Here is a 20,221-nt window from a genome sequence, read left to right on the forward strand (position 1 = left end):
ATCGTTTGCACGCGCGAGACCTAGCCTTACTATACTGGATGCTGAAGGTGAACACCACTGGCAGGCGGGCGAGGTTGAGGAGACCAGACTTTGTTAACCTGTCAGGCTATAGCGCCGAATATACAGGCACACATAATTCACAATAATCTTCGCGTAGCAGCTCACCCGTATACCTCTCCACAATCGGTTTATGCTCGATCTGATAGCCTAAGCGATACAGTTGCGGGATGATCTCAGCCCAAGCTCGTTCAATATCCTCAGCCGTATGCTTGATTCTAAAAACAGCGTATGCACCACCAGACAGCTCCCCTTCACGAACGTCATGCACATCCAGTTGAGTCTCCTCTGGTAAGACGATACATGCATCATACCTACACATCTCAGGAGGCGTGGTCCGAGGATCATCCTGCGGAATACCGAATAAGATCGCTGTGTCTGTAAGCAGCTCATTGTCCAGCGCCCAGCTCTTCAACCGTTCCATCGCTAGAGCGTTGGCAGGACCATATGGCCCTACCTGCCGTACATATGCAATGCAGTAATTCGGAATCACTTCTATCCTAATATCCATTTCTCCACTTTCCTTTCCATCAAAAGGATGTCTACACGCGGATCATAGCTTGATATAAAAAAAATCACAATATTTTTTTTAAAAATAACCATGATTTGTAAAAGAGATAAGCCACCCTCACGGGCGGCTTATCTCTATTGCATAAACGCTTCAAAACTTCCACTACGCGCCCAAATAACGCTTCACCGCTCCAACTCTCTGAACAAGCAGCACATCAATGAGCAGCGCAGCTAGGATCGACAGCCCGACGAGCGGGAAGAAGATACCGAACGCCGCAACGATCACAGCGGTTCCCTTGAGCACTCTGCCGCCGCGCTGCGCAGCAGGTGCGCCGAGCTTGCCAGCCGGTCTGCGTCTCCACCACATGACCGCGCCGGTCACCGAGGTCAGAATGAGACCGAGGCATAGCAGCAGACAGATGATCTGGTTCGCCGTTCCGAAATATCGCCCCTCATGCAGAGCGATGCCGATGGATACCATTTTGCCCAAGATGCCGTAATCGGCAAATCGGAGGTCCGCCAGCACGTTCCCGCTGTACTGATCAATATGAAGCGTCGCGCCGTTCTCCGGCACGGACGCATTGACCGCAATCGTATACACGCCCAGCTCACCCTTCGGCAGCGTCACCGTATACGGCTCCTGGAAGCGCTGCTCCTCAGCGAGCTTGACGATGTCCTCGAGCGGAACGACCGGAGCGAGCGGCTTGCCTGTGCTGCCAGTGCTGGCGCCAGTTGCGCCGCCGTGCTCGCCATGATGGTCGCCGGCGCTCTTCGCCTGACCCGATGTAGGCGCATGTCCGTCATGCCCCGTATTGGTGCTGGCGGCCGCGCGATCCGAGGTCGGCACAGGCAGCTGCTCGGCTGCCCAAGGCACCTCGGCCACGTCCTTCGTCGGCATAGCCGACTGCGGCTTCATGAATAACAGCGCCGGTGTCCCCGTGCCCGTCGCCGCAGAGAACTTGCTCAGCCCATCGCCCCATACGCCCGACCACGGCAAGCCCGTCATAATGAGCAGTGCCACGCCTACGGCCATCCACATGGCGGGCACCGCATGCAGGTCGCGCCAGAAGATTCGCTTGCCTTGGTTAAGTCTTGGCAGCCAGACGCCCATCACCTTGTTGCCCGAGCGCGGCCACCACAGATAAAGACCCGTAACGAGCAGAATCATCCCCCAGCCTGCCGCCAGCTCAATGATTCGATTACCAGTCGTTCCCATCATGATTGAGCCATGCAGCGTCTTCACCAGCTTCATGAACGTATGGTTGTCCGCCACTTCTCCGGTAACGGCGCCGCTATAAGGATTGACGAAGACGGTCACCGGCTCTCCTTGCCGCACGATGCCGACCACCGACGCCAGCTCCGGCTCAGCCCCCGGCTTGAACCTCGTCACGCTGGCATCCGGGTAATGCGTCTTGACCCGCGCCACCTGCTCGGACGCAGACAGCTTGTCCCCTGCTGCTTGTACATGCATATAATCCTTATACTGCCACGCTTCATATTGCGGCTTGAACAAGTAGACCGCACCTGTCACCGCGAGAATAATTAAGATCGGCGCGAACAGCAGGCCCGCGTAGAAGTGCCACCTCCATACCATCCGGTACAGCTTCGGGGTTGGCTGCTCTTGATTGACATGACTCTGTTCCATATTCCTCACAATTCCTCCTAATAAGTCTACGTTAATGCTACCTGTTGTGCTGCTGAATCCAAGTATATGCGCCACGTTCTCACTTGAATATGACTCACTCGGGCTAATCGGCAAGCGAGATTGTGTAGAATTCATGTCCATGAGAAAGACGATGGACGCTCCGCTTACAGACGGGGCGTTTTTATATTTCAAAACAAGTTTGTGTTCGCTATTTTTTCTTTACAAATAATTAAAAGATATGTATTCTGTGAAAAAGAGAGAAATTAGTCGTATTATGTCGAATTATGTTCTTTGAAGTCTCTTTACCTCTAAGATAACGCTTTCAAAACACTCTTATTCGACAAACACTCTAAAAGGGGGGCTTACCTTGGATGTACGCGGTATGTTTAAAAAACTTCCGCTGGATAACCTACGTGGCCGATGGCAAAATCTCGCGCTTGGCTGGAAATACGGCTGTGCGCTTCTATTGTCCATCCTTCTATTTGCAGGCTCAACGGGCATCGTCTTCACTTCCGTCCAATCCATTAAGAAAGACATTCAGCTCGTAGAGCATGTCAACAACGAGACGTTTGAAATTGCAAGATCGATCTCTCTGCTTGACGCCATTGATGTGCAGGCCTATGAATTTATGATCTTCTCCAGCGGCGAGCGCAAGCAAACCTTGAGCAAGCTGGTCCAAGAGCTCGATCAGCTTCTCGATCAAATTGAGCAATCGCATAGTTCGAACACCGATGAAATTCATGCAACCATCGCTAAGCTGAAGCAAAATAACCAGGCAAATTTCAACACCTTCGAGAAGGATCTTGTATTTGCGGTTGAGCGCAATCTCAAGACAGACCTTGTGCTTGCCCGTCAACAGATGACGGAGAACAAGCTCGAAAATTATGGAATATTGCTCAACCTGCAGGGCCTGCTTAATGAGCAGCGCACAAAGGCCATACAAAATACATACAGCAATCTGACTCAAACGATCATCGTACTGCTATTCTCCTTCGTCCTGTCTACCGCAATAGGCCTAGCGATTACGTTGTCGATCTCACGCTTAATCAAGAGACAGATGGATCAGCTCATTCGCATTAGCGACCGTATCGCCGACGGGGACCTTACGGTAGAGGACATGCTGCATGCAGGTCAGGATGAGATCGGGAAACTCTCACAATCGGTCTATAAGATGGCAGAGAACTTACGCACTATTATTATCAAAATGTCAGGCGTCTCTGAGCAGGTCAGCAACCAAAGCGCCATGATGCTCCGAGCCTCAAACGAGGTGCAAATCGGAAGTCTCCAGATCTCGCAGACGATGGAGCAGCTGGCTGCCGGAACAGAGGAGCAAGCCGACTCCTCAACCGACATCGTTAACGTCATTGAAGGCTTGAACACGAAGGTGCTGGAGGCCAACAAGGAGAACGATACGTTAACCGGCGCCTCCCGTGACCTCATGGACATGGCCAAGGAAGGCAACAGCCTTATGCTCAGCTCCAAGCAAAAGATGGAGGAAATCAACAGCATCGTTCGCGGCTCCGTCGATAAAGTCAAAACGCTGGATCATAAATCGAAGGAAATTTCGAAGCTGATCGAGGTTATTCACGATATTGCGGGTCAAACGAACCTACTCGCGCTGAATGCAGCGATCGAAGCGGCCCGCGCTGGAGAGGCCGGACGAGGCTTCGCTGTAGTCGCTTCCGAAATTCGCAAGCTATCCGAGCAAGTTGGACAATCCGTCGTTCACATCACCAAAATTGTGAAAGGGATTCAAGACGAGTCCAGAGCCGTTGCCAGCTCGCTTGAAACCGGCTACGAGCAGGTCGAAGCCGGCAGTCATATGGTGAAGGTGACAAGCGATACGTTCCAGAGCATCAATGCTGAAGTCATTAAGGTCGCAGATGGCATCCGCAACGTAGGCAGCAATCTGGAGCAAATCGCCGCAAGCAGTGAACGGATTCATAGCGCTGTCGAAAATATCGCCGCCATCTCCGAGGAGACTGCAGCCGGCGTGGAAGAAACGTCCGCATCCGCCCAGCAGCAGCATCAATCGGTGGAGGTCATTTCCCGATATGCGCAGGATTTGTCCAAGCTTACTGACGATTTGAACCAGATGATCGCCTCCTTCAAGCTGTAGCTCCCCCTCATCAGATCGTTTGAGGAGGTGACCGCTTACCGGTAGAGATGAAGGCTGCCATTGCCATGCCCTGTGAAATGAAGTGAAGTACCCCCAACAGCATGAATCACTCGTCTTAGCGCGTATGGAACAACATCACACATTATGGAGGAAACTAATATGAAAAAAATAAACAAATCGATGAGCGCCCTATTAGCACTGGTCCTAACAGCATCCTTAACTGCAGCCTGCGGCCAAACGAAGGAGGCGCCGCAGCAAGCAGCGAAGCCGGATGCTGCTACGTCAGGTGCTACCAAGCCGGAAGCGAAGCCGCAAGAGGCACCAAGTCAAAAATTCGTCTTAAACTTCGGACACGTTCTCTCCGAATCTGACCCGTATCATGCGGGCTACCTAAGCTGGGCTAAGAACGTCTCGGAGCGCACCAAGGGAGCACTTGAAATTAAAGTGTACCCGAACTCCCAGCTAGGTGTGGAGGAAGACATTATTAAGCAGATCAAGGACGGCAAAAGCCTCGGCTATAACACAGACTCCGCACGTATGAGCAGCTTCATCCCGGAGATGGCCGTCATGAACGCGCCTTACTTCGTAGATAGCCTGGATGAGGTCATTAAGCTGAATGATACCCCTACCGTGAAGGCATGGAAGGAGAAGCTCGAGAAGGAGCACAAGATTAAGATCTTATCCTTCAACTGGGTGCAAGGCTTCCGTCACATGGTCATGAATAAGCCAGCCAAGACACCTGAGGACTTGAAGGGCTCCCGCATTCGTACACCTGGAGCTCCAATCTGGCAGGAATCGATTCGTGCCGTAGGTGCAACACCAGTTGCTCTTCCGTTCGGCGAAATTTACTCGGGCATTCAGAAGGGTACCATCGACGGGGCAGATAACGTATACAACAGCACGCTGAACAGTAAGCTGTTCGAGGTTACCAAATATGTGAATGAGACGAAGCACATTCTGCTCATCAACTTCGCGATCGTAAGCGCCGACTTCTTCAACAGCCTGCCTGCGGACTACCAGCAAATCTTAATGGAAGAAAGCGACAAGGCCGCGATCGAAACATCCAAGAAGATCGAGCAAATTACGGGCGAATCCAAAAAGAAGCTGATCGAAAATGGCATGAAAATCGTCGAGGTCGACATGAACGCTTACAAGGCGGCCGGTGAGAAGGCTTACGAGGTGCTGAAGCTGAACGACATTCGTCAGCAGCTGTATACGGAAATGGGTAAGAAGTAAATACAATTTTTTTATGAAGATATGTTCTGAACACACAGGCCTATGGCCTGTGTGTTTGCTTTACAACTGAAAAGCATTTTTTGCATTCCCAAATGTTTCATACTTCGACGTCGGAACATTCGACAACACTTGAAGTCGGTCCAGGCATCCCATACGGGATGCGACCGTCCTCGACGTCGTCCTCGTCGCGATTTTTAGGATTTCAATCCTCGCACCCCATATGGGATGCGACGTCTATGTGATGGTGACAGGTCGTCAGATCGGATAATTTCAATCCACGCACCCTATACGGGATGCGACAGCTTGAGCAACTGCAGGGGGCGAGCGCATGCTATTTCAATCCACGCACCCCATACGGGATGCGACCCATAAGGCGAGCATCGAAGCTCCTTACGATGCAATTTCAATCCACGCACCCCATACGGGATGCGACGGAGGACTTCGTATCCATAGGCGCTAGATTTGATATTTCAATCCACGCACCCCATACGGGATGCGACGCACAAGGCAAGTCTTGTCCTACGATTGGGCAGAATTTCAATCCACGCACCCCATACGGGATGCGACCTGTAATATTTTTCTTCTCGCAGGCCGATGACTTATTTCAATCCACGCACCCCATACGGGATGCGACTCAGCGTGGTGCATGCTGACCTCGGTGTGGTGATTTCAATCCACGCACCCCATACGGGATGCGACCGGCCTCTGTAGCCCAGCTCGCGCATACGGTCGCTATTTCTATCCACGCACCCCATACGGGATGCGACGGCTGGTGTGTTGACTGTATCGGTAGATCATTAATTTCAATCCACGCACCCCATACGGGATGCGACGGTATTTTCAAGTTGGTTAGGAGATTGATTGGATATTTCAATCCACGCACCCCATACGGGATGCGACCTCTTCAACTTGATCACCTCGCCTTGTTACTAATTTCAATCCACGCACCTCATACGGGATGCGACGTCGTGACGACGCAGATTCAGAATCCGTCGTGTATTTCAATCCACGCACCCCATACGGGATGCGACCATAACGGACATGTCCCAACTTGCTCAATATTGGAATTTCAATCCACGCACCCCATACGGGATGCGACAAAATATACTGACGAAATTGATTTAGAAGATGCATTTCAATCCACGCACCCCATACGGGATGCGACGAAAATATCGATTACAAGCGCCGCCGCTTGCGTATTTCAATCCACGCACCCCATACGGGATGCGACGCGAACGATCCTCCTTCGGGATGCCCGCCCGAAATTTCAATCCACGCACCCCATACGGGATGCGACTGCCGGCATCGAGCGTCCCTGCGCTCGCTTCAGATTTCAATCCACGCACCCCATACGGGATGCGACGATCTGCCCGTCTCCAGGCTGCCAGAGTGACATATTTCAATCCACGCACCCCATACGGGATGCGACCGTGCATTTTGCTCGCGAAGCTCACGATTAAAGGATTTCAATCCACGCACCCCATACGGGATGCGACTTAATAAACTCACCTTAGCTGACCGAATCAAAGGATTTCAATCCACGCACCCCATACGGGATGCGACACTATTTTCGTAAACTTCATTCGCGTTCGAATTGATATTTCAATCCACGCACCCCATACGGGATGCGACGATTCGTTCCCTGAAATATCTACGGCAGATACCTATTTCAATCCACGCACCCCATACGGGATGCGACTCGGCTGGCTGATCAATATTGCGAAACGTAAGATATTTCAATCCACGCACCCCATACGGGATGCGACGGGAGCTAAGCTCCATAAGGCCACCCCGAGGAGGGATTTCAATCCACGCACCCCATACGGGATGCGACGTCATCGGGATACCGCGATATGGACACCATGACATTTCAATCCACGCACCCCATACGGGATGCGACTCGCAGTCCGAAGGGGCCTCAGTATTCCAAGTCAGAATTTCAATCCACGCACCCCATACGGGATGCGACGCTATTGGGCACTGCAAGCTTATAGAGCAATGCTATTTCAATCCACGCACCCCATACGGGATGCGACGTATACGTCAAGAAAGAATGGTCACCGCAAGAAGATTTCAATCCACGCACCCCATACGGGATGCGACCTTCGCAGGAGGAGGCGGCGCGAGTACAGGGATTATTTCAATCCACGCACCCCATACGGGATGCGACCCGGAAACAGAGCACTACTGCGAGGATGTTTTATTTCAATCCACGCACCCCATACGGGATGCGACAACTGATCGCGGAGGGAGACGCATGACAACTGCAATTTCAATCCACGCACCCCATACGGGATGCGACTGCAGCGCGGATTCGTGCCCAACAGGAGGCCGAGGCATTTCAATCCACGCACCCCATACGGGATGCGACGGAATACGCCAAGAGCGCGGCAGCTCGCGAGGCTATTTCAATCCACGCACCCCATACGGGATGCGACTGGATCTCCGCACTGGCTGCTGCTGGTTTACAAGTATTTCAATCCACGCACCCCATACGGGATGCGACGTCGTCCCAAGATGCACCGCAAGCCCGGAAATCGTATTTCAATCCACGCACCCCATACGGGATGCGACCTCTTTTAGCCAGTCATTGTCCTTGCCGATCTCAGGATTTCAATCCACGCACCCCATACGGGATGCGACACTCATTGACCTGCAGCAGTACGGCGATCAGAAGATTTCAATCCACGCACCCCATACGGGATGCGACGATATTAAGTTTCGCAGGGAGGAATTAAACGATGATTTCAATCCACGCACCCCATACGGGATGCGACTGGCTCTGCAAGTTCTTATTTTCATGGTAGTCTTATTTCAATCCACGCACCCCATACGGGATGCGACCAGCGGGTACCTCCGGCGCTACGTCCGCACTTGATTTCAATCCACGCACCCCATACGGGATGCGACCCGTTTATCGGCACACTAAGCCTTGTCTGCAACATTTCAATCCACGCACCCCATACGGGATGCGACCCTGACTCTCCAGATACTCCATATACCTTCAATGATTTCAATCCACGCACCCCATACGGGATGCGACGCGCCAGCGTAATCAGACCTTTATAGCCGATCTATTTCAATCCACGCACCCCATACGGGATGCGACGGTTCATGCAGCGGCGCGGGCTAGGTCCTTACAAATTTCAATCCACGCACCCCATACGGGATGCGACGGCGATGCAGACGCTGCTCGACTATCAGATGAACATTTCAATCCACGCACCCCATACGGGATGCGACTATACGTGACGAATCCGATCTCATTAACTGCCTATTTCAATCCACGCACCCCATACGGGATGCGACCCTTGGTTGGGCTGATCTACTTATCTTACAAAGAGATTTCAATCCACGCACCCCATACGGGATGCGACCATCGTTGCGGCTAGCCGTAGTAGCGGAATTTTTGATTTCAATCCACGCACCCCATACGGGATGCGACTTGTAGGGATACCAAAGAGAGGAGACTGGACTGATTTCAATCCACGCACCCCATACGGGATGCGACTCAAACGGAATGTAGTAAACGTTCTTCGGGATGTTATTTCAATCCACGCACCCCATACGGGATGCGACGTAATGATGGGTCAAAAAGCGCCGTTTGGTGACAAAATTTCAATCCACGCACCCCATACGGGATGCGACTCGCGTCGACCTCATCGTCGTTAGCGACCTTCGGATTTCAATCCACGCACCCCATACGGGATGCGACCCTAGCGAGTTGAAGTAATTACCCGTGGATACTTATATTTCAATCCACGCACCCCATACGGGATGCGACCTTCTCAATCCACCGACCGTAGTTGTTTTTGAGGTTATTTCAATCCACGCACCCCATACGGGATGCGACTGAACCTTGCGATGATTAAAAAGCTCAGCCTGCAATTTCAATCCACGCACCCCATACGGGATGCGACTCGTTTTCTGGTGCAGTCCCGTAAACTCGGTGTCGAAATTTCAATCCACGCACCCCATACGGGATGCGACAGTGCAGGGGCAACGTCAATAACTGGGAGCACATATTTCAATCCACGCACCCCATACGGGATGCGACAGCAACCAACAAGCCGCAGACAGCGGATGAGGACATTTCAATCCACGCACCCCATACGGGATGCGACAGCGATTTTTGACTCTAAAACACCCAAAACTCAGTGTATGAGTACAAAAACACACACAAATCAACTAAAACAATAGTAAATATACACGTATGTAACGCAGATATGGTATTGATTAACATTTATTTGGTGCGAATATCCCTGAAATGATATGTGCACTCCATATTCGCACCGTCACATTCGCACTACAACAACAATGGACCTTCTAAGTCAAAGACTTCTTTCGCTCCAATGTGCTCTACCTTGTTCTTATAGTTATTTCCCAGCTGATAGAACCGAAGACTGTCTTGCTCTTGATCGATAATGTCTAGAAGCTTTATCTTTAATATAGCAAATTGTGTTGGATCGATCACGCATTCAAAAACTGAATTTTGTACTCTTTGACCGTAACTCAGACAAGTCTTCGCAACTTGCCTCAGCCTTCTTTGCCCTGCACTGCTTACAGTGCTCACATCGTATGTAACTAATACCAGCAGATCCTTCACCTACTTCCACAAGAATGGTGGATACTCGTCCAGATCATTACGCAAATATCTAGCTAACAGTAAGGCTTGTGCATGAGGAACCAAGCCCCATGAGATCTTCTCCCCCAGATAAGGGTGAGTGATTTTCTCCTGCTTCTTATCCTGCCAAGCGGCTAAAAACTTCTTCCTACCTTCATCCCTCATGATAGCAGCGCCGTTCTCTTTCTTGATGAAGTCGTCTTTATTTACAATCCTCTTGTTAATAAGCGACAACACAAACTTATCTGCCACAACTCCGCGTAGCTCCTCCATAACATCCAATGCCAAGGATGCGCGACCTGGCCGATCTCGATGTAAGTATCCAACGTAAGCGTCCAAGCCAACGCCTTCTAAGGCAGCCGCCACATCACTCGCAAGCAACGAGTAGGCGAACGACAGCATCGCATTGACGTAATCCAACGGAGGTCGACGTGAACGAGAATGAAAGTAGAAGTCCTCTTTCTGCTGCAGGATCATAGAATCAAACAGCTTATAATAGCTAGTAGCGGCTTGGCCTTCCAGGCCTCTTAATCGCCCCAAATCCTCGCACGCTCTTACATCGAGAATGGCAGCCGATAGCTGCTGTGAAATCGATTTGAACTGGTCAACATCGATACGCAATGGATAATCTCTAGTCATTCTTTCGATCATCCACTTGTGATTGTAGAGCTTGCCTACGATAAAGTTTCGTGCGATCTTCGCTGACAGCGCTTCGTCTTCCGAGATTTTATACTGTTTTTTTCGCAGAACGACATTTCCCTTGCTCTCCCCAATAACTCGGGCAAGAAATCTACCGTGCGCAGTGAAGAATACAAGGGAAATGCTACGCTCTGCGCAATAACCCATTAACGCAGGACTTGCTCCCGTATAACCAAACGTAATGATCGCTTCCAAGTTGTGCAGCGGCAGTCTCCCTAGCTTCTCTTCATCCTTCAGAACGACAACATTATCGCCATCCAGCGACAAATACGTATCGGGCTGTGTAATATACAACGTATTAAGAAGCTTTTTCATTCCCTGATTTTCCCTTCAAGATAACTTTTGACGGTCTGTTTACTCATAAGCTCCGGCAAGCAAATATGGAGAAGGGAACAGCTTTGACAGTAGGGCCCAGTTTTCACCTTGGGTGTATGTCTTCGTATGAAATAGTCATGCATTTCCTCTACAATTAGCCTTACCTTTGATTTAAGTGCTGCGGTAATTGGCACTTCAATTCGATGCTTGATCTCGTTATAAAATATATAGCCTACGTTGACCTCGCATAGCAGCATTTCCTCCAGACAGAGAGCTTGTGCAGCTAATTGCAGCACATCCTCATCCTTCATTTTGGGCTTACCGCGTTTATATTCAACAGGATAAGCCAAATATGTCCCCTCAGCTCCGCTGATTGCAACGCCACGGTCATCTTTAATAAACTCGACAACATCACAAATTCCGGTAATCTTCAGTTCCTCGGACTTTACTGGCATCCCTCGAACAGTAAGCTTGTCTCCCCGTTTTTCCCTGGTAAACGGTTGGTCGACGTTCCGATGAAGGTGATTACCCTCAATTGTCTTGACGTTCTCTTCCCACTGCTGTTCAATATGGATCAGCGCCCACTGCCGCCTGCAAAACTGATAGTGCTGTATACCCGATAACAACAAATAATCTTCGCTATAATCCATGAATGATCTCGACTTCTAAGCCTTCCAAGGGCACAACTGAAAACGTATAGTCCGTATAAGCTTTAGGCTCTTCAACAAGTCTTTCCACCAATAACGATCGATGAACCTTGGCCGAAGAATATTGGCCCATCTTGGACCGATGCGCCCACCAATAAACAGTGTGTACTTCCATGCTTCCTTCGGGCCTAGCTGATGATGCATCGTTCTCGAACAAGGAGACGAGCGCTTTCTTCATTTTCTCGGCATCTTCAACTGAAAACCCTGTCTTCTCAGCCAACTGTGTATTGATACTTCCATAGAACAGATACACCCCCGAATCTACGCGATGCTTCATACCCATCGTATCCGAACCTCTTGCAGCTCCCGGCTCCGAGTTCACGCTCTTCGTAATTTGCATACTCGTAATATCGATTGGATCTAAACTAGTTGCGGTGTGGATAGATACAGGCCCCCGGACACCGACAGAGACACCGCCGTTCTTATCTCCTTTGAATGCAAATACTTGACCGAATGCTCTGACATCTAACCATTCTTGACAAGCGATGCTGGAAAAATCATCACTCGAGACCGTCTTTGACTTCAATATTTTCTCCAGCTTAGGATTCGCGTCGGCCCGCTCTCTTAAGCTATTGAATGCATCCGACTTCCGGTCATTCGATTGAACAAAGATCGATTCGCCCATATCCTGCAGACGATTGCGAATCTTCCGCTTCAGAGCAACATCCGAGATTTCACCGTATCCATCGTAATTTTGACGAGGACGATTACCATTCAGTGGGTCACCGTTTGGGTTCGCCTTACTTACGGACAATACAACTGCAAAATCAATTTTGTGATCTAATGGTTTCATCTCAATCTCTCCTTTTAATTGTTTACTTCGGCTGAATTGGTATTCTCTTTCTTCGGGTATAGCTCATGACGTTGACTATAGTAGCCGAGTAAATACAATCCGGATAATGGCTTGTTATTAAACTGTTCAATCGGAATACGTGAGGCCACTTCATCAATAATCTTGGTCAAGTAGGTTGCCTTCGTCCCTAATCTAGCCTGATACGGCTGCAAGCAATCTTGTATCGTTTTCCATGTTCTAGCCGGATGTCTCGAGAAAGCATTCATATAGCGTATGGCGTTACTAGCTCGTTCTTCATCACCCAACGCACGTCTTTCCAGTACATCGGCCACTGCCAGCAAGCGACCGAATAAATAGTCACGATCATTATTTTTTGTATCTAATGCCACATTGAATCCCTCCTGTCTATTACTGAGCACTTTGTTGACCAGCGCGCATGTAATGCTGAGCGTCTTCTCCCATTCCCATTTATCCATCGACACAGGACTTGACGCACGGTGGTACGCGCTATTTACAATATCTGAAGGTATACTGCGACCATCGACGATGCAGGGTAGCATGCGCTCCATTAGACCCTTGACGATCTTGTCGTTTGCTCTTGGACCGTATGCAGCGAATGCGATGTCCCTAGTTGCAGGTGCGCCGTAAAATTGAATAAACTGATTCTTATCATTCTTTCGATACCGATGCAGCCACGCACAGGTGGAATGCCACTCCACTAGCCTGTCCAAGTAAAAATCAATATCCATATTGCGATAATGCAGGACGGCCATACGACCAGTAGTGGCTGAGTCGAGTATGAGCAGATTCACTCTCACCTTCTCATTAGATGGTGCAGAGAGACGATTCTTGTATCCAGCTAATGCCTTGGCCACTTCAGTAGCATATTCCTTGTTCGTAAACGAAACCTTCTCTTGTACAATAACGGCGCTCGGGTCTATGGAGTACATATCGTCACAGAATCCTGGAATGTCTGGATTCTCGTTAGCCCATACCATGAACACTCGATCATCATGAATGATTCCTTGTCGATTAATGAGCCACTTCAATGCATTATGGGCTTTCTGAGACACCTCATAGCTGATGCTTGCTGCTTCATGAGATAGATTGAATCGCCCCCGATACGTAAAGCCGCTCGTATCATTGGAAGAGATCAATTTCGCCTTGTCCCCTGAGTTTCTGATTTTGTTCGCATGCTTGTCCGTCGCAGGAAGCACTCTTCCTGACACATAGCAAAGCTTCTCTTCACCCAGCTGACCGTTGTAGAATCGGATGAAGGAATCATACATCTCCTTATCCTTCCACACCTTTGTGAGTGTTTTATGGGGGGAATACACGTTAAACCGAACGAATGCGCTCGTAATCTCGCCATTGACTACACTATAGATTGGCGGCTTTTTGCCGTGCAGACTCTCTGCTTGCTTATCCCAGGTGTCAATGAGTCGATTACTTGTGTCTGTGTACAGAATTCGATGACGAACTAAATCTTCAATCAGACGCCGCTTAACCACATACGTGTAAATACTCTTTACTTTGGAGGTCGCATGCGGTGAGTTCGTCCATTCTTCCAGTTGCTTGATGTAATATGCGAAAGGCTCTTCTTTCTTAATCTCCCCGCCATAAGCTGCAAAGTCTCCTGCCACGAAGCTCAATTTATCATGCAGCGGATAGGGCATAGTCACCGCCCCTTTACCTGAACGGCTTGAGGAATTCTCTGTACATGGGATCAGCGTAATGGCATCATTCTTGTCTATGACTGACGCCCAATGGAACTCTCCGTCTTCTGTGATGTGCACTTCGATATGCGCGCTTTGCGTAGTATGAGAGACGGGAAGCAACGTGAATTCTTGTTCGTTCCTCTTCTTCTCAATCTCACCAACAAGGTCCACGTTGGCTTCATACGTCTCATATAGATTCAATAGCCAGCTCATGGATTCCCCCCCTCATCCAGTTGTGCGAATAGCTCCTCGGCAGATACGACTGTGTTGTGGTCAAAATGCTTCGGCCTCATGTCCTTAATGGTGCGAACATTCGTGCACTGCTCAGGAGTGATGAACTTAATGATTCCATCCTTCATGACAGGATTCCACAAGCGTACTTCAAGCTGATTTCTACCCGTCTCATCCGGATAATTAAGACCATGGACCATAGTACCGAGATGAATATCGCCATAGCTATCGTAGAATCCGTCCCCTTCTCCAAAAACACAAGGCTCCACATACGCTTGGCATTCCCTCGTTCCGAGGAAGATGTCTCTTCGCCCTCCCGCCTGAAGTGCACGCTTGAATATGTTATGGTGCTTGTGCTCATTATGGTCATAAGCCAGGTCTGGACGATGCATGTTAAATTCAAAATGAGCTCGAACCTGATACAAAACGTCTCTCAGATACGTGTAATTAGCCAGAGAATTCCCTCCACCATATTCCAGCGGGCGAACTCCTTTGGACTCCATCCGAATCGGCTTCATGACGCGAATTTCGTCGACGACCATAATCAGAGTGGGCTTGAAGTAAATACTTTCCACGATCCCCTTCATAGCCTGATACGTAGGTGCTTGATAACTCAACTTCTCTCCGCCCAGCTTGGTTAGCGGATCTGTGAAGAGCGCATAATCACCATAAACGACAAACTCTATAGAATTTCGCATGGATTCACCTCCAATTCCTGTTTATTACACTTCTTACAACCCAATAATATCCTAAAAGTAGACATCTGTAAATACATAATAAATTATATGAAAGATAAAATATTCTTTAACAATGTGTTATACTAAATTGTCGCCGTTGGCGTGGATTGAAATATATAGTTTATGATGTGGGAACCTATCCTCTCAGCGAGAAGATAGGTTCTAGCTATTGTTAGATTATTCCCGATACAGGATTACTGTCATTGTCGAGATCGACTCCGTATTCTTGGTTGTAGGCCGTCTCCTTGAGCACACATACTTTGCCATCCAGCAGGTAGACCAGTCCATCATTTCTCTCCAGCCTCTCTTTCTCGTAAGGAGACAGATTAATCGAATACTGCTGAGCCTTGCGCAGCACCTTGGACAAGCTATCGATTGAATCACGTCCGTTCAGCTGTGCAATGATCTCTCGGCCTTCCTCACCATAAGGAACGATTACGGAGGTCGTATAGTCCTCGATCACTTGAAAATGCTCTGCAGCCATCCGATAGCTATTTACTATAATCAGCGGCAGCTTCTCCCCTTTACTGTGCTCATAGGCTTGGTTATACGAGCTTTGTTTCCGATTGGACGTCAGCAAGTCGGTCATGTCCTTCTCCAATTTCGGAACATAATAATTTAAGCTGGAGCTGAACTCTTCATAGAACTCCATAAAATATTTGTTCATAGCCTGAACAGATAACAAATGACCTCCGTGCAGCTTCTGGTCTCTCCTGAGATCGAGGAGAATCTGCGTTGTCAATTTCTTACCAACCTGTATCTCTCGAAGTTGCTTCAGGTTCTCCTCCGAATGATCGATGACATAGACCTGCTGAACGGCCTCCTTCCCATGACGATTACATCGGCCTGCAGCTTGTGCTATAGAGTCGAGTCCCGCCAAGGAGCGAATGACACAATTAAAGCTAACATCGACACCCGCCTCAATCAGTTGAGTGCTCACACAAATTACTTTTTCTTTTCTCTCCAGACGTTCCTTGACTTGTCCTAAAATATAATTCCGATGCGCCGCGCACATGGAAGTGCTTAAATGGTAGATCGGAATATCTCCCTCCTTCATAAGAAGGTACAGTCTTCGAACCACCGTCTTCGTGTTCAATATGACCAGTATGCTCTGGACTTCTTCCAGCTTCTCAAAGACAAATTGAGCGAGCCTTTCACTGTCGATTGATCCATCCGTTGCTTGATCCACGATCTCCACACGTTTGAAGGCTTCAATAATGCGATCCAGATCTTGAATCATTTCGTGGTTGGCGTTCAGATCGAGCTTATGCTCGACATCATCTAATCTAGGTTGAGTTGCCGTACAAAGAATGAGAGTGGACCGACCGTAAACCTTCAAGAAATTCAGTGCCTGATTAAATAGCGATACACAAGGGACTGGAACCTTCTGCACCTCGTCAAAAATAATAACCGATTCACATAATCGATGAAGCCTTCGAATATTCCGACTCCCTTTAGCGAAAAACACATTCAAAAACTGCACCATCGTAGTAAAAACGATCGGACAGTCCCAGTTATCCTTCGCAAGCTTTAATTTGTGCTGCGTATTGATGATTCCATCCTGATGCTCATCATCATCGTTAACATCTTCGATGACGTTCGAGTGGTGTTCTAAGATATGGACATCGTCATCTAAGATTTCTCGAACCTCTCTAGCATTCTGTTCAATAATCGTTGTGAATGGAACAATGTAAAATATTTGCCTCTTGCCATACCGCTTAGCATGTTTAAGTGCGTATCTTAGGCTAGCAAACGTCTTCCCTCCGCCTGTGGGGATCGATAGCGTATATATTCCGGGTGATTCCTCCGCAAACTGATCGCACCGATTGGACATCTCTCTCCGAAGTTCATTAATTCGTTCGTTCGATGTTTGTTGAGAATTTAACTTATTGAGTTCGACCATCAGCTTCTCATAATACATCGTAAAAAGCTGTGTGCGGTCTTGTTCCGGTTCTCTGCTGGTATTGTCTTCAAATATTCTCGTATCGGTTCGGTCGGCATCAATTAACATGCTAAATACAAGCTTGGTTAGGAACATTAGCTTCTGTTCACCGCTTCCTGTAAACGGTGTTTTCAAAAAAGCATCCAGTTCTGCAATTGCACGGATAACGTATTGCTGAAAATCCGCCTCACTGATTACTTTATCGAAAAATAGCTCCTTCGATCGCTCATATTCGGGCAACTGATTCTGATCCTTGAGCACTCGCTTCAAGTAAGGTGACTCCTGCTCTTGATTCAAAAAATCATGAAGGTAGGAATGATGCGATAAGATCGCATTTCCTACAACTTCAGCCAAAATCCATTCGAGTCTGGAAGGTGCTCCTGTATGATACAGCTGATACAAGAGCTTACCACCAGCTGTCGAATGGTCGACACTTCCTCTTTTCGGCGGAGCATCAGGGTTGTTCACGGCTTCAAGAATATATGCCCTGAATTCATTCGTGTATTTGCCCATGTCATGAAGCATACCCGCAAGACCAGCTATGTGCTTAATCCCCAGCTTGTCCCCATACGATTCCGCCAATTTCTTAACTCCGATTAAGTGCTCCTCTACGGTCTGAATCTTCTCGTCCCGTTCGCGTATGTGGGCTATGTATTCCATTTAACCCCTCCGAAACTGTTTAATTGATGATCTATCATAATTATACAACATATATACTGACAACAGGTTGTCAGGGAACGTGTGTTCCAACATCTTAACTTTACAATTCATTTTCTTGAATCGTTGGAAGGATGAGGATATGATTTGAAGTGATCGCTGTTTAGTGTTTAGGGGGGGGAAGAAGGATGAACTTTATTTTTTTCTCGCCGAATTTTCCAGGTTACTGCACATCATTTTGCTTTCACCTGAAAAGCTTCGGAGTCAATGTGCTTGGCATCGGGGATGCGGACTACCACACGCTGAACGAGACGCTGAAGCAGTCGCTTACCGAATATATCAAGATCGATCGTCTGGACAATTACGACGAGGTATTACGCGCAACCGGTTATTACACGCATAAATATGGGAAGATCGACCGGTTCGAGTCACTGAACGAGCACTGGTTAGAGCTTGAAGCTCAGATCCGAACCGACTTCAACATTTTCGGAACGAAGCTCGATTTCATCGCTAATCTGAAGCAGAAGTCGAAGATGGAGACCTTTTTCAAAAAAAGCGGCGTCGCGTCGATTCCTTCTATCACGAAGCTCACTCGAGCGAAGGCGAACAAATTTATCGACAAGGTCGGCTATCCCGTCGTCGTGAAGCCGAATCAAGGGGTAGGTGCTAGCCTGACCTATAAAATTACGGACACCTCGGAGCTCGAGCAGTTTCTGCAGACGAAGCCGGCCGACGTCGAGTTTATTATGCAGCCTTATATCGATGGCATCCTGCAGACGTATGACGGTCTTGTGAATAGAGATGGTGAGATCGTATTTGCAGCTAGCCACGAATTCCCCTACAGCATCATGGACGCTGTCAATTCGGGCTATCACTTCAGCTATTACTGCTTAAAGGAAGTCAGCAAGGAGATCGAGGAGGCCGGGAGGCGCATTATTCGAACGTATGGAATTAAGGAGCGGTTCTTTCATCTCGAGTTCTTCCGATCGAAGGCCGATGGTCAAATTATAGCGCTAGAGGTCAACATGAGGCCGCCAGGCACGTGGATGACCGATGCGATCAATTACAGCTACGATATGGACATATACCGGATCTGGGCGGATATGGTCGTTCATCATCAAGTCGAGGAGCCTCCGACCGGAACGTATTATACCGGATTCGCCAGCCGCAAGAATCACCTCGACTATGAGCATGAGCATGAAGAGATCATGCAGCGGTACCCGTATGAGATCGTCCATCATGACAGCATCACCGATGCACAGAGCCGTTCAAGAGGCAATTATGCGTACCAATTCCGTTCGACCGACTACGATGAAGTGAAACGAATTGCAGCCTACATCCAAGCGGTGAAAAACAAAGTCGAGGTGTTCTCATGAATGTGACCTATCATAACGTATACAGCAGCAGCCTGAATCGGAACATGGAGTACAAAGTATACGGACATCAAGGCAAGCCCGTTCTCGTATTCCCGACCTCCTGCGGACGGTTCTATCAATACGAGGACTGCGGCATGATCGGCGAGCTCGCCCCCTACATCGAGCAAGGACGCCTTCAAGTGTGGACGTGTGACAGCATTGATGAGGAGACGTTCTATGCCGACGGCCGATCAGCTGACGAGCGGATGAAGCGCCACGACCAATACGATGCCTACATTAGCCGCGAGCTCATCCCTTCCATTCTTGAGCAGAGCAAGGCCAACAACGATGGACACGCACAGAAGCTGCTCGCGACAGGCTGCTCGCTGGGCGCTTATCATAGCGCTAATGTGTTTTTTCGCCACCCGCAATATTTCGATAGCTTAATCGCGTTAAGTGGCTTGTATTCGATGAATCGCTTCTTCGGTGAGCATATTCCGGCCTCCTCCTACTTCCACTCGCCGCTTCATTACTTGAGCAATCTAGAGGACGAGGCCTACTTGACGCCATATCGCAACAGCCGCATCTTCGTCTGCACCGGACAAGGCGCGTATGAGGACTTAATGCGAACGGAGACGCAGAAGCTCAAGGAGGTGCTGCACAGCAAGCACGTTCCCGCTACGGTCGACTTCTGGGGCCACGATGTCAGTCATGACTGGCACTGGTGGCGGAAGCAGATTCGACATTACATGGACCAGCTTATGGGTTAAAAAAGAACGAGAGCCGTCCGGTCCGACGGCTCTTTGCGTATTGTTCAGGCGTGGGGTGAACACGTGCGTGGATCGCATTAGGGACTTCAGCTGCGAGGAGAGGAGC

General features: G+C 49.0%; 13 protein-coding genes and 1 CRISPR repeat array. Of the genes, 4 read left to right on the top strand and 9 right to left on the bottom strand.

Annotation, left to right across the window (positions count from 1 at the left end):
* Window positions 1-106: 106 nt before the first annotated feature.
* Both PAE68_RS19800 and PAE68_RS19805 read right to left on the bottom strand, forming a co-directional pair.
* Entirely contained in the window at window positions 107-568 is a 462-nt protein-coding gene (locus PAE68_RS19800) for an AraC family transcriptional regulator (protein ID WP_281889833.1), read from the bottom strand.
* Between the two features lie 162 nt (window positions 569-730).
* The gene (locus tag PAE68_RS19805; protein ID WP_281889835.1) at window positions 731-2,212 is read right to left on the bottom strand and encodes a PepSY-associated TM helix domain-containing protein; all 1,482 of its coding nucleotides are present in this window, start codon (window positions 2,210-2,212) and stop codon (window positions 731-733) included.
* Window positions 2,213-2,594: 382 nt separating this feature from the next.
* Here PAE68_RS19805 and PAE68_RS19810 point away from each other — a divergent pair, with 382 nt between their 5' ends.
* Both PAE68_RS19810 and PAE68_RS19815 read left to right on the top strand, forming a co-directional pair.
* Entirely contained in the window at window positions 2,595-4,331 is a 1,737-nt protein-coding gene (locus PAE68_RS19810) for a methyl-accepting chemotaxis protein (protein WP_281889837.1), read from the top strand.
* A gap of 159 nt (window positions 4,332-4,490) precedes the next feature.
* On the top strand, window positions 4,491-5,567 hold the full coding sequence (locus PAE68_RS19815; protein ID WP_281889839.1) for a C4-dicarboxylate TRAP transporter substrate-binding protein: 1,077 nt from the start codon (window positions 4,491-4,493) through the stop codon (window positions 5,565-5,567).
* A gap of 132 nt (window positions 5,568-5,699) precedes the next feature.
* Window positions 5,700-9,691: a CRISPR direct-repeat array (repeat unit 33 nt; unit sequence ATTTCAATCCACGCACCCCATACGGGATGCGAC).
* Window positions 9,692-9,873: 182 nt separating this feature from the next.
* On the opposite strand, the gene cas2 is transcribed toward PAE68_RS19815, so the two are convergent.
* The 7 genes from cas2 to cas3 all read right to left on the bottom strand — a co-directional run bounded on the left by cas2 (window position 9,874) and on the right by cas3 (window position 17,993).
* Window positions 9,874-10,164, bottom strand: coding sequence for a CRISPR-associated endonuclease Cas2 (cas2, locus tag PAE68_RS19820; protein WP_281891159.1), 291 nt, complete (start codon window positions 10,162-10,164; stop codon window positions 9,874-9,876).
* Between the two features lie 9 nt (window positions 10,165-10,173).
* The gene (gene cas1c, locus PAE68_RS19825) at window positions 10,174-11,205 is read right to left on the bottom strand and encodes a type I-C CRISPR-associated endonuclease Cas1c (protein WP_281889841.1); all 1,032 of its coding nucleotides are present in this window, start codon (window positions 11,203-11,205) and stop codon (window positions 10,174-10,176) included.
* A complete protein-coding gene (cas4, locus tag PAE68_RS19830; RefSeq protein ID WP_281889843.1) occupies window positions 11,202-11,855 on the bottom strand; it encodes a CRISPR-associated protein Cas4 in 654 nt (217 codons plus the stop codon). The genes cas1c and cas4 overlap by 4 nt, the downstream gene beginning before the upstream one ends.
* Window positions 11,845-12,705 carry a type I-C CRISPR-associated protein Cas7/Csd2 gene (gene cas7c, locus PAE68_RS19835; RefSeq protein WP_281889845.1) on the bottom strand — a complete coding sequence of 287 codons (861 nt, stop codon included), beginning with the start codon at window positions 12,703-12,705 and terminating at the stop codon, window positions 11,845-11,847. Before cas7c ends, cas4 begins: the two co-directional genes overlap by 11 nt.
* A 14-nt stretch (window positions 12,706-12,719) precedes the next feature.
* Entirely contained in the window at window positions 12,720-14,636 is a 1,917-nt protein-coding gene (gene cas8c / locus PAE68_RS19840) for a type I-C CRISPR-associated protein Cas8c/Csd1 (protein ID WP_281889848.1), read from the bottom strand.
* A complete protein-coding gene (cas5c, locus tag PAE68_RS19845; RefSeq protein WP_281889850.1) occupies window positions 14,633-15,352 on the bottom strand; it encodes a type I-C CRISPR-associated protein Cas5c in 720 nt (239 codons plus the stop codon). Before cas5c ends, cas8c begins: the two co-directional genes overlap by 4 nt.
* A 211-nt stretch (window positions 15,353-15,563) precedes the next feature.
* A complete protein-coding gene (gene cas3, locus PAE68_RS19850; protein WP_281889853.1) occupies window positions 15,564-17,993 on the bottom strand; it encodes a CRISPR-associated helicase Cas3' in 2,430 nt (809 codons plus the stop codon).
* Window positions 17,994-18,178: 185 nt separating this feature from the next.
* On the opposite strand from cas3, the gene PAE68_RS19855 reads away from it, so the two are divergent.
* Entirely contained in the window at window positions 18,179-19,366 is a 1,188-nt protein-coding gene (locus PAE68_RS19855) for an ATP-grasp domain-containing protein (RefSeq protein ID WP_281889855.1), read from the top strand.
* Window positions 19,363-20,115, top strand: a complete 753-nt coding sequence (locus PAE68_RS19860) for an esterase family protein (RefSeq protein WP_281889857.1) — start codon at window positions 19,363-19,365, stop codon at window positions 20,113-20,115. The genes PAE68_RS19855 and PAE68_RS19860 overlap by 4 nt, the downstream gene beginning before the upstream one ends.
* Window positions 20,116-20,221: the final 106 nt, after the last annotated feature.

The sequence above is a fragment of the Paenibacillus sp. YYML68 genome, assembly GCF_027923405.1.
In the GTDB taxonomy this organism is placed as follows: domain Bacteria; phylum Bacillota; class Bacilli; order Paenibacillales; family NBRC-103111; genus Paenibacillus_G.

Coding starts and splice junctions, on each gene's coding strand:
- PAE68_RS19855 (WP_281889855.1), top strand. CDS start 18,179: ATGAACTTTATTTTTTTCTCGCCGAATTTTCCAGGTTACTGCACATCA.
- cas1c (WP_281889841.1), bottom strand. CDS start 11,205: ATGAAAAAGCTTCTTAATACGTTGTATATTACACAGCCCGATACGTAT.
- PAE68_RS19805 (WP_281889835.1), bottom strand. CDS start 2,212: ATGGAACAGAGTCATGTCAATCAAGAGCAGCCAACCCCGAAGCTGTAC.
- cas3 (WP_281889853.1), bottom strand. CDS start 17,993: ATGGAATACATAGCCCACATACGCGAACGGGACGAGAAGATTCAGACC.
- PAE68_RS19810 (WP_281889837.1), top strand. CDS start 2,595: ATGTTTAAAAAACTTCCGCTGGATAACCTACGTGGCCGATGGCAAAAT.
- PAE68_RS19815 (WP_281889839.1), top strand. CDS start 4,491: ATGAAAAAAATAAACAAATCGATGAGCGCCCTATTAGCACTGGTCCTA.
- PAE68_RS19800 (WP_281889833.1), bottom strand. CDS start 568: ATGGATATTAGGATAGAAGTGATTCCGAATTACTGCATTGCATATGTA.
- cas4 (WP_281889843.1), bottom strand. CDS start 11,855: ATGGATTATAGCGAAGATTATTTGTTGTTATCGGGTATACAGCACTAT.
- cas7c (WP_281889845.1), bottom strand. CDS start 12,705: ATGAAACCATTAGATCACAAAATTGATTTTGCAGTTGTATTGTCCGTA.
- cas8c (WP_281889848.1), bottom strand. CDS start 14,636: ATGAGCTGGCTATTGAATCTATATGAGACGTATGAAGCCAACGTGGAC.
- cas5c (WP_281889850.1), bottom strand. CDS start 15,352: ATGCGAAATTCTATAGAGTTTGTCGTTTATGGTGATTATGCGCTCTTC.
- PAE68_RS19860 (WP_281889857.1), top strand. CDS start 19,363: ATGAATGTGACCTATCATAACGTATACAGCAGCAGCCTGAATCGGAAC.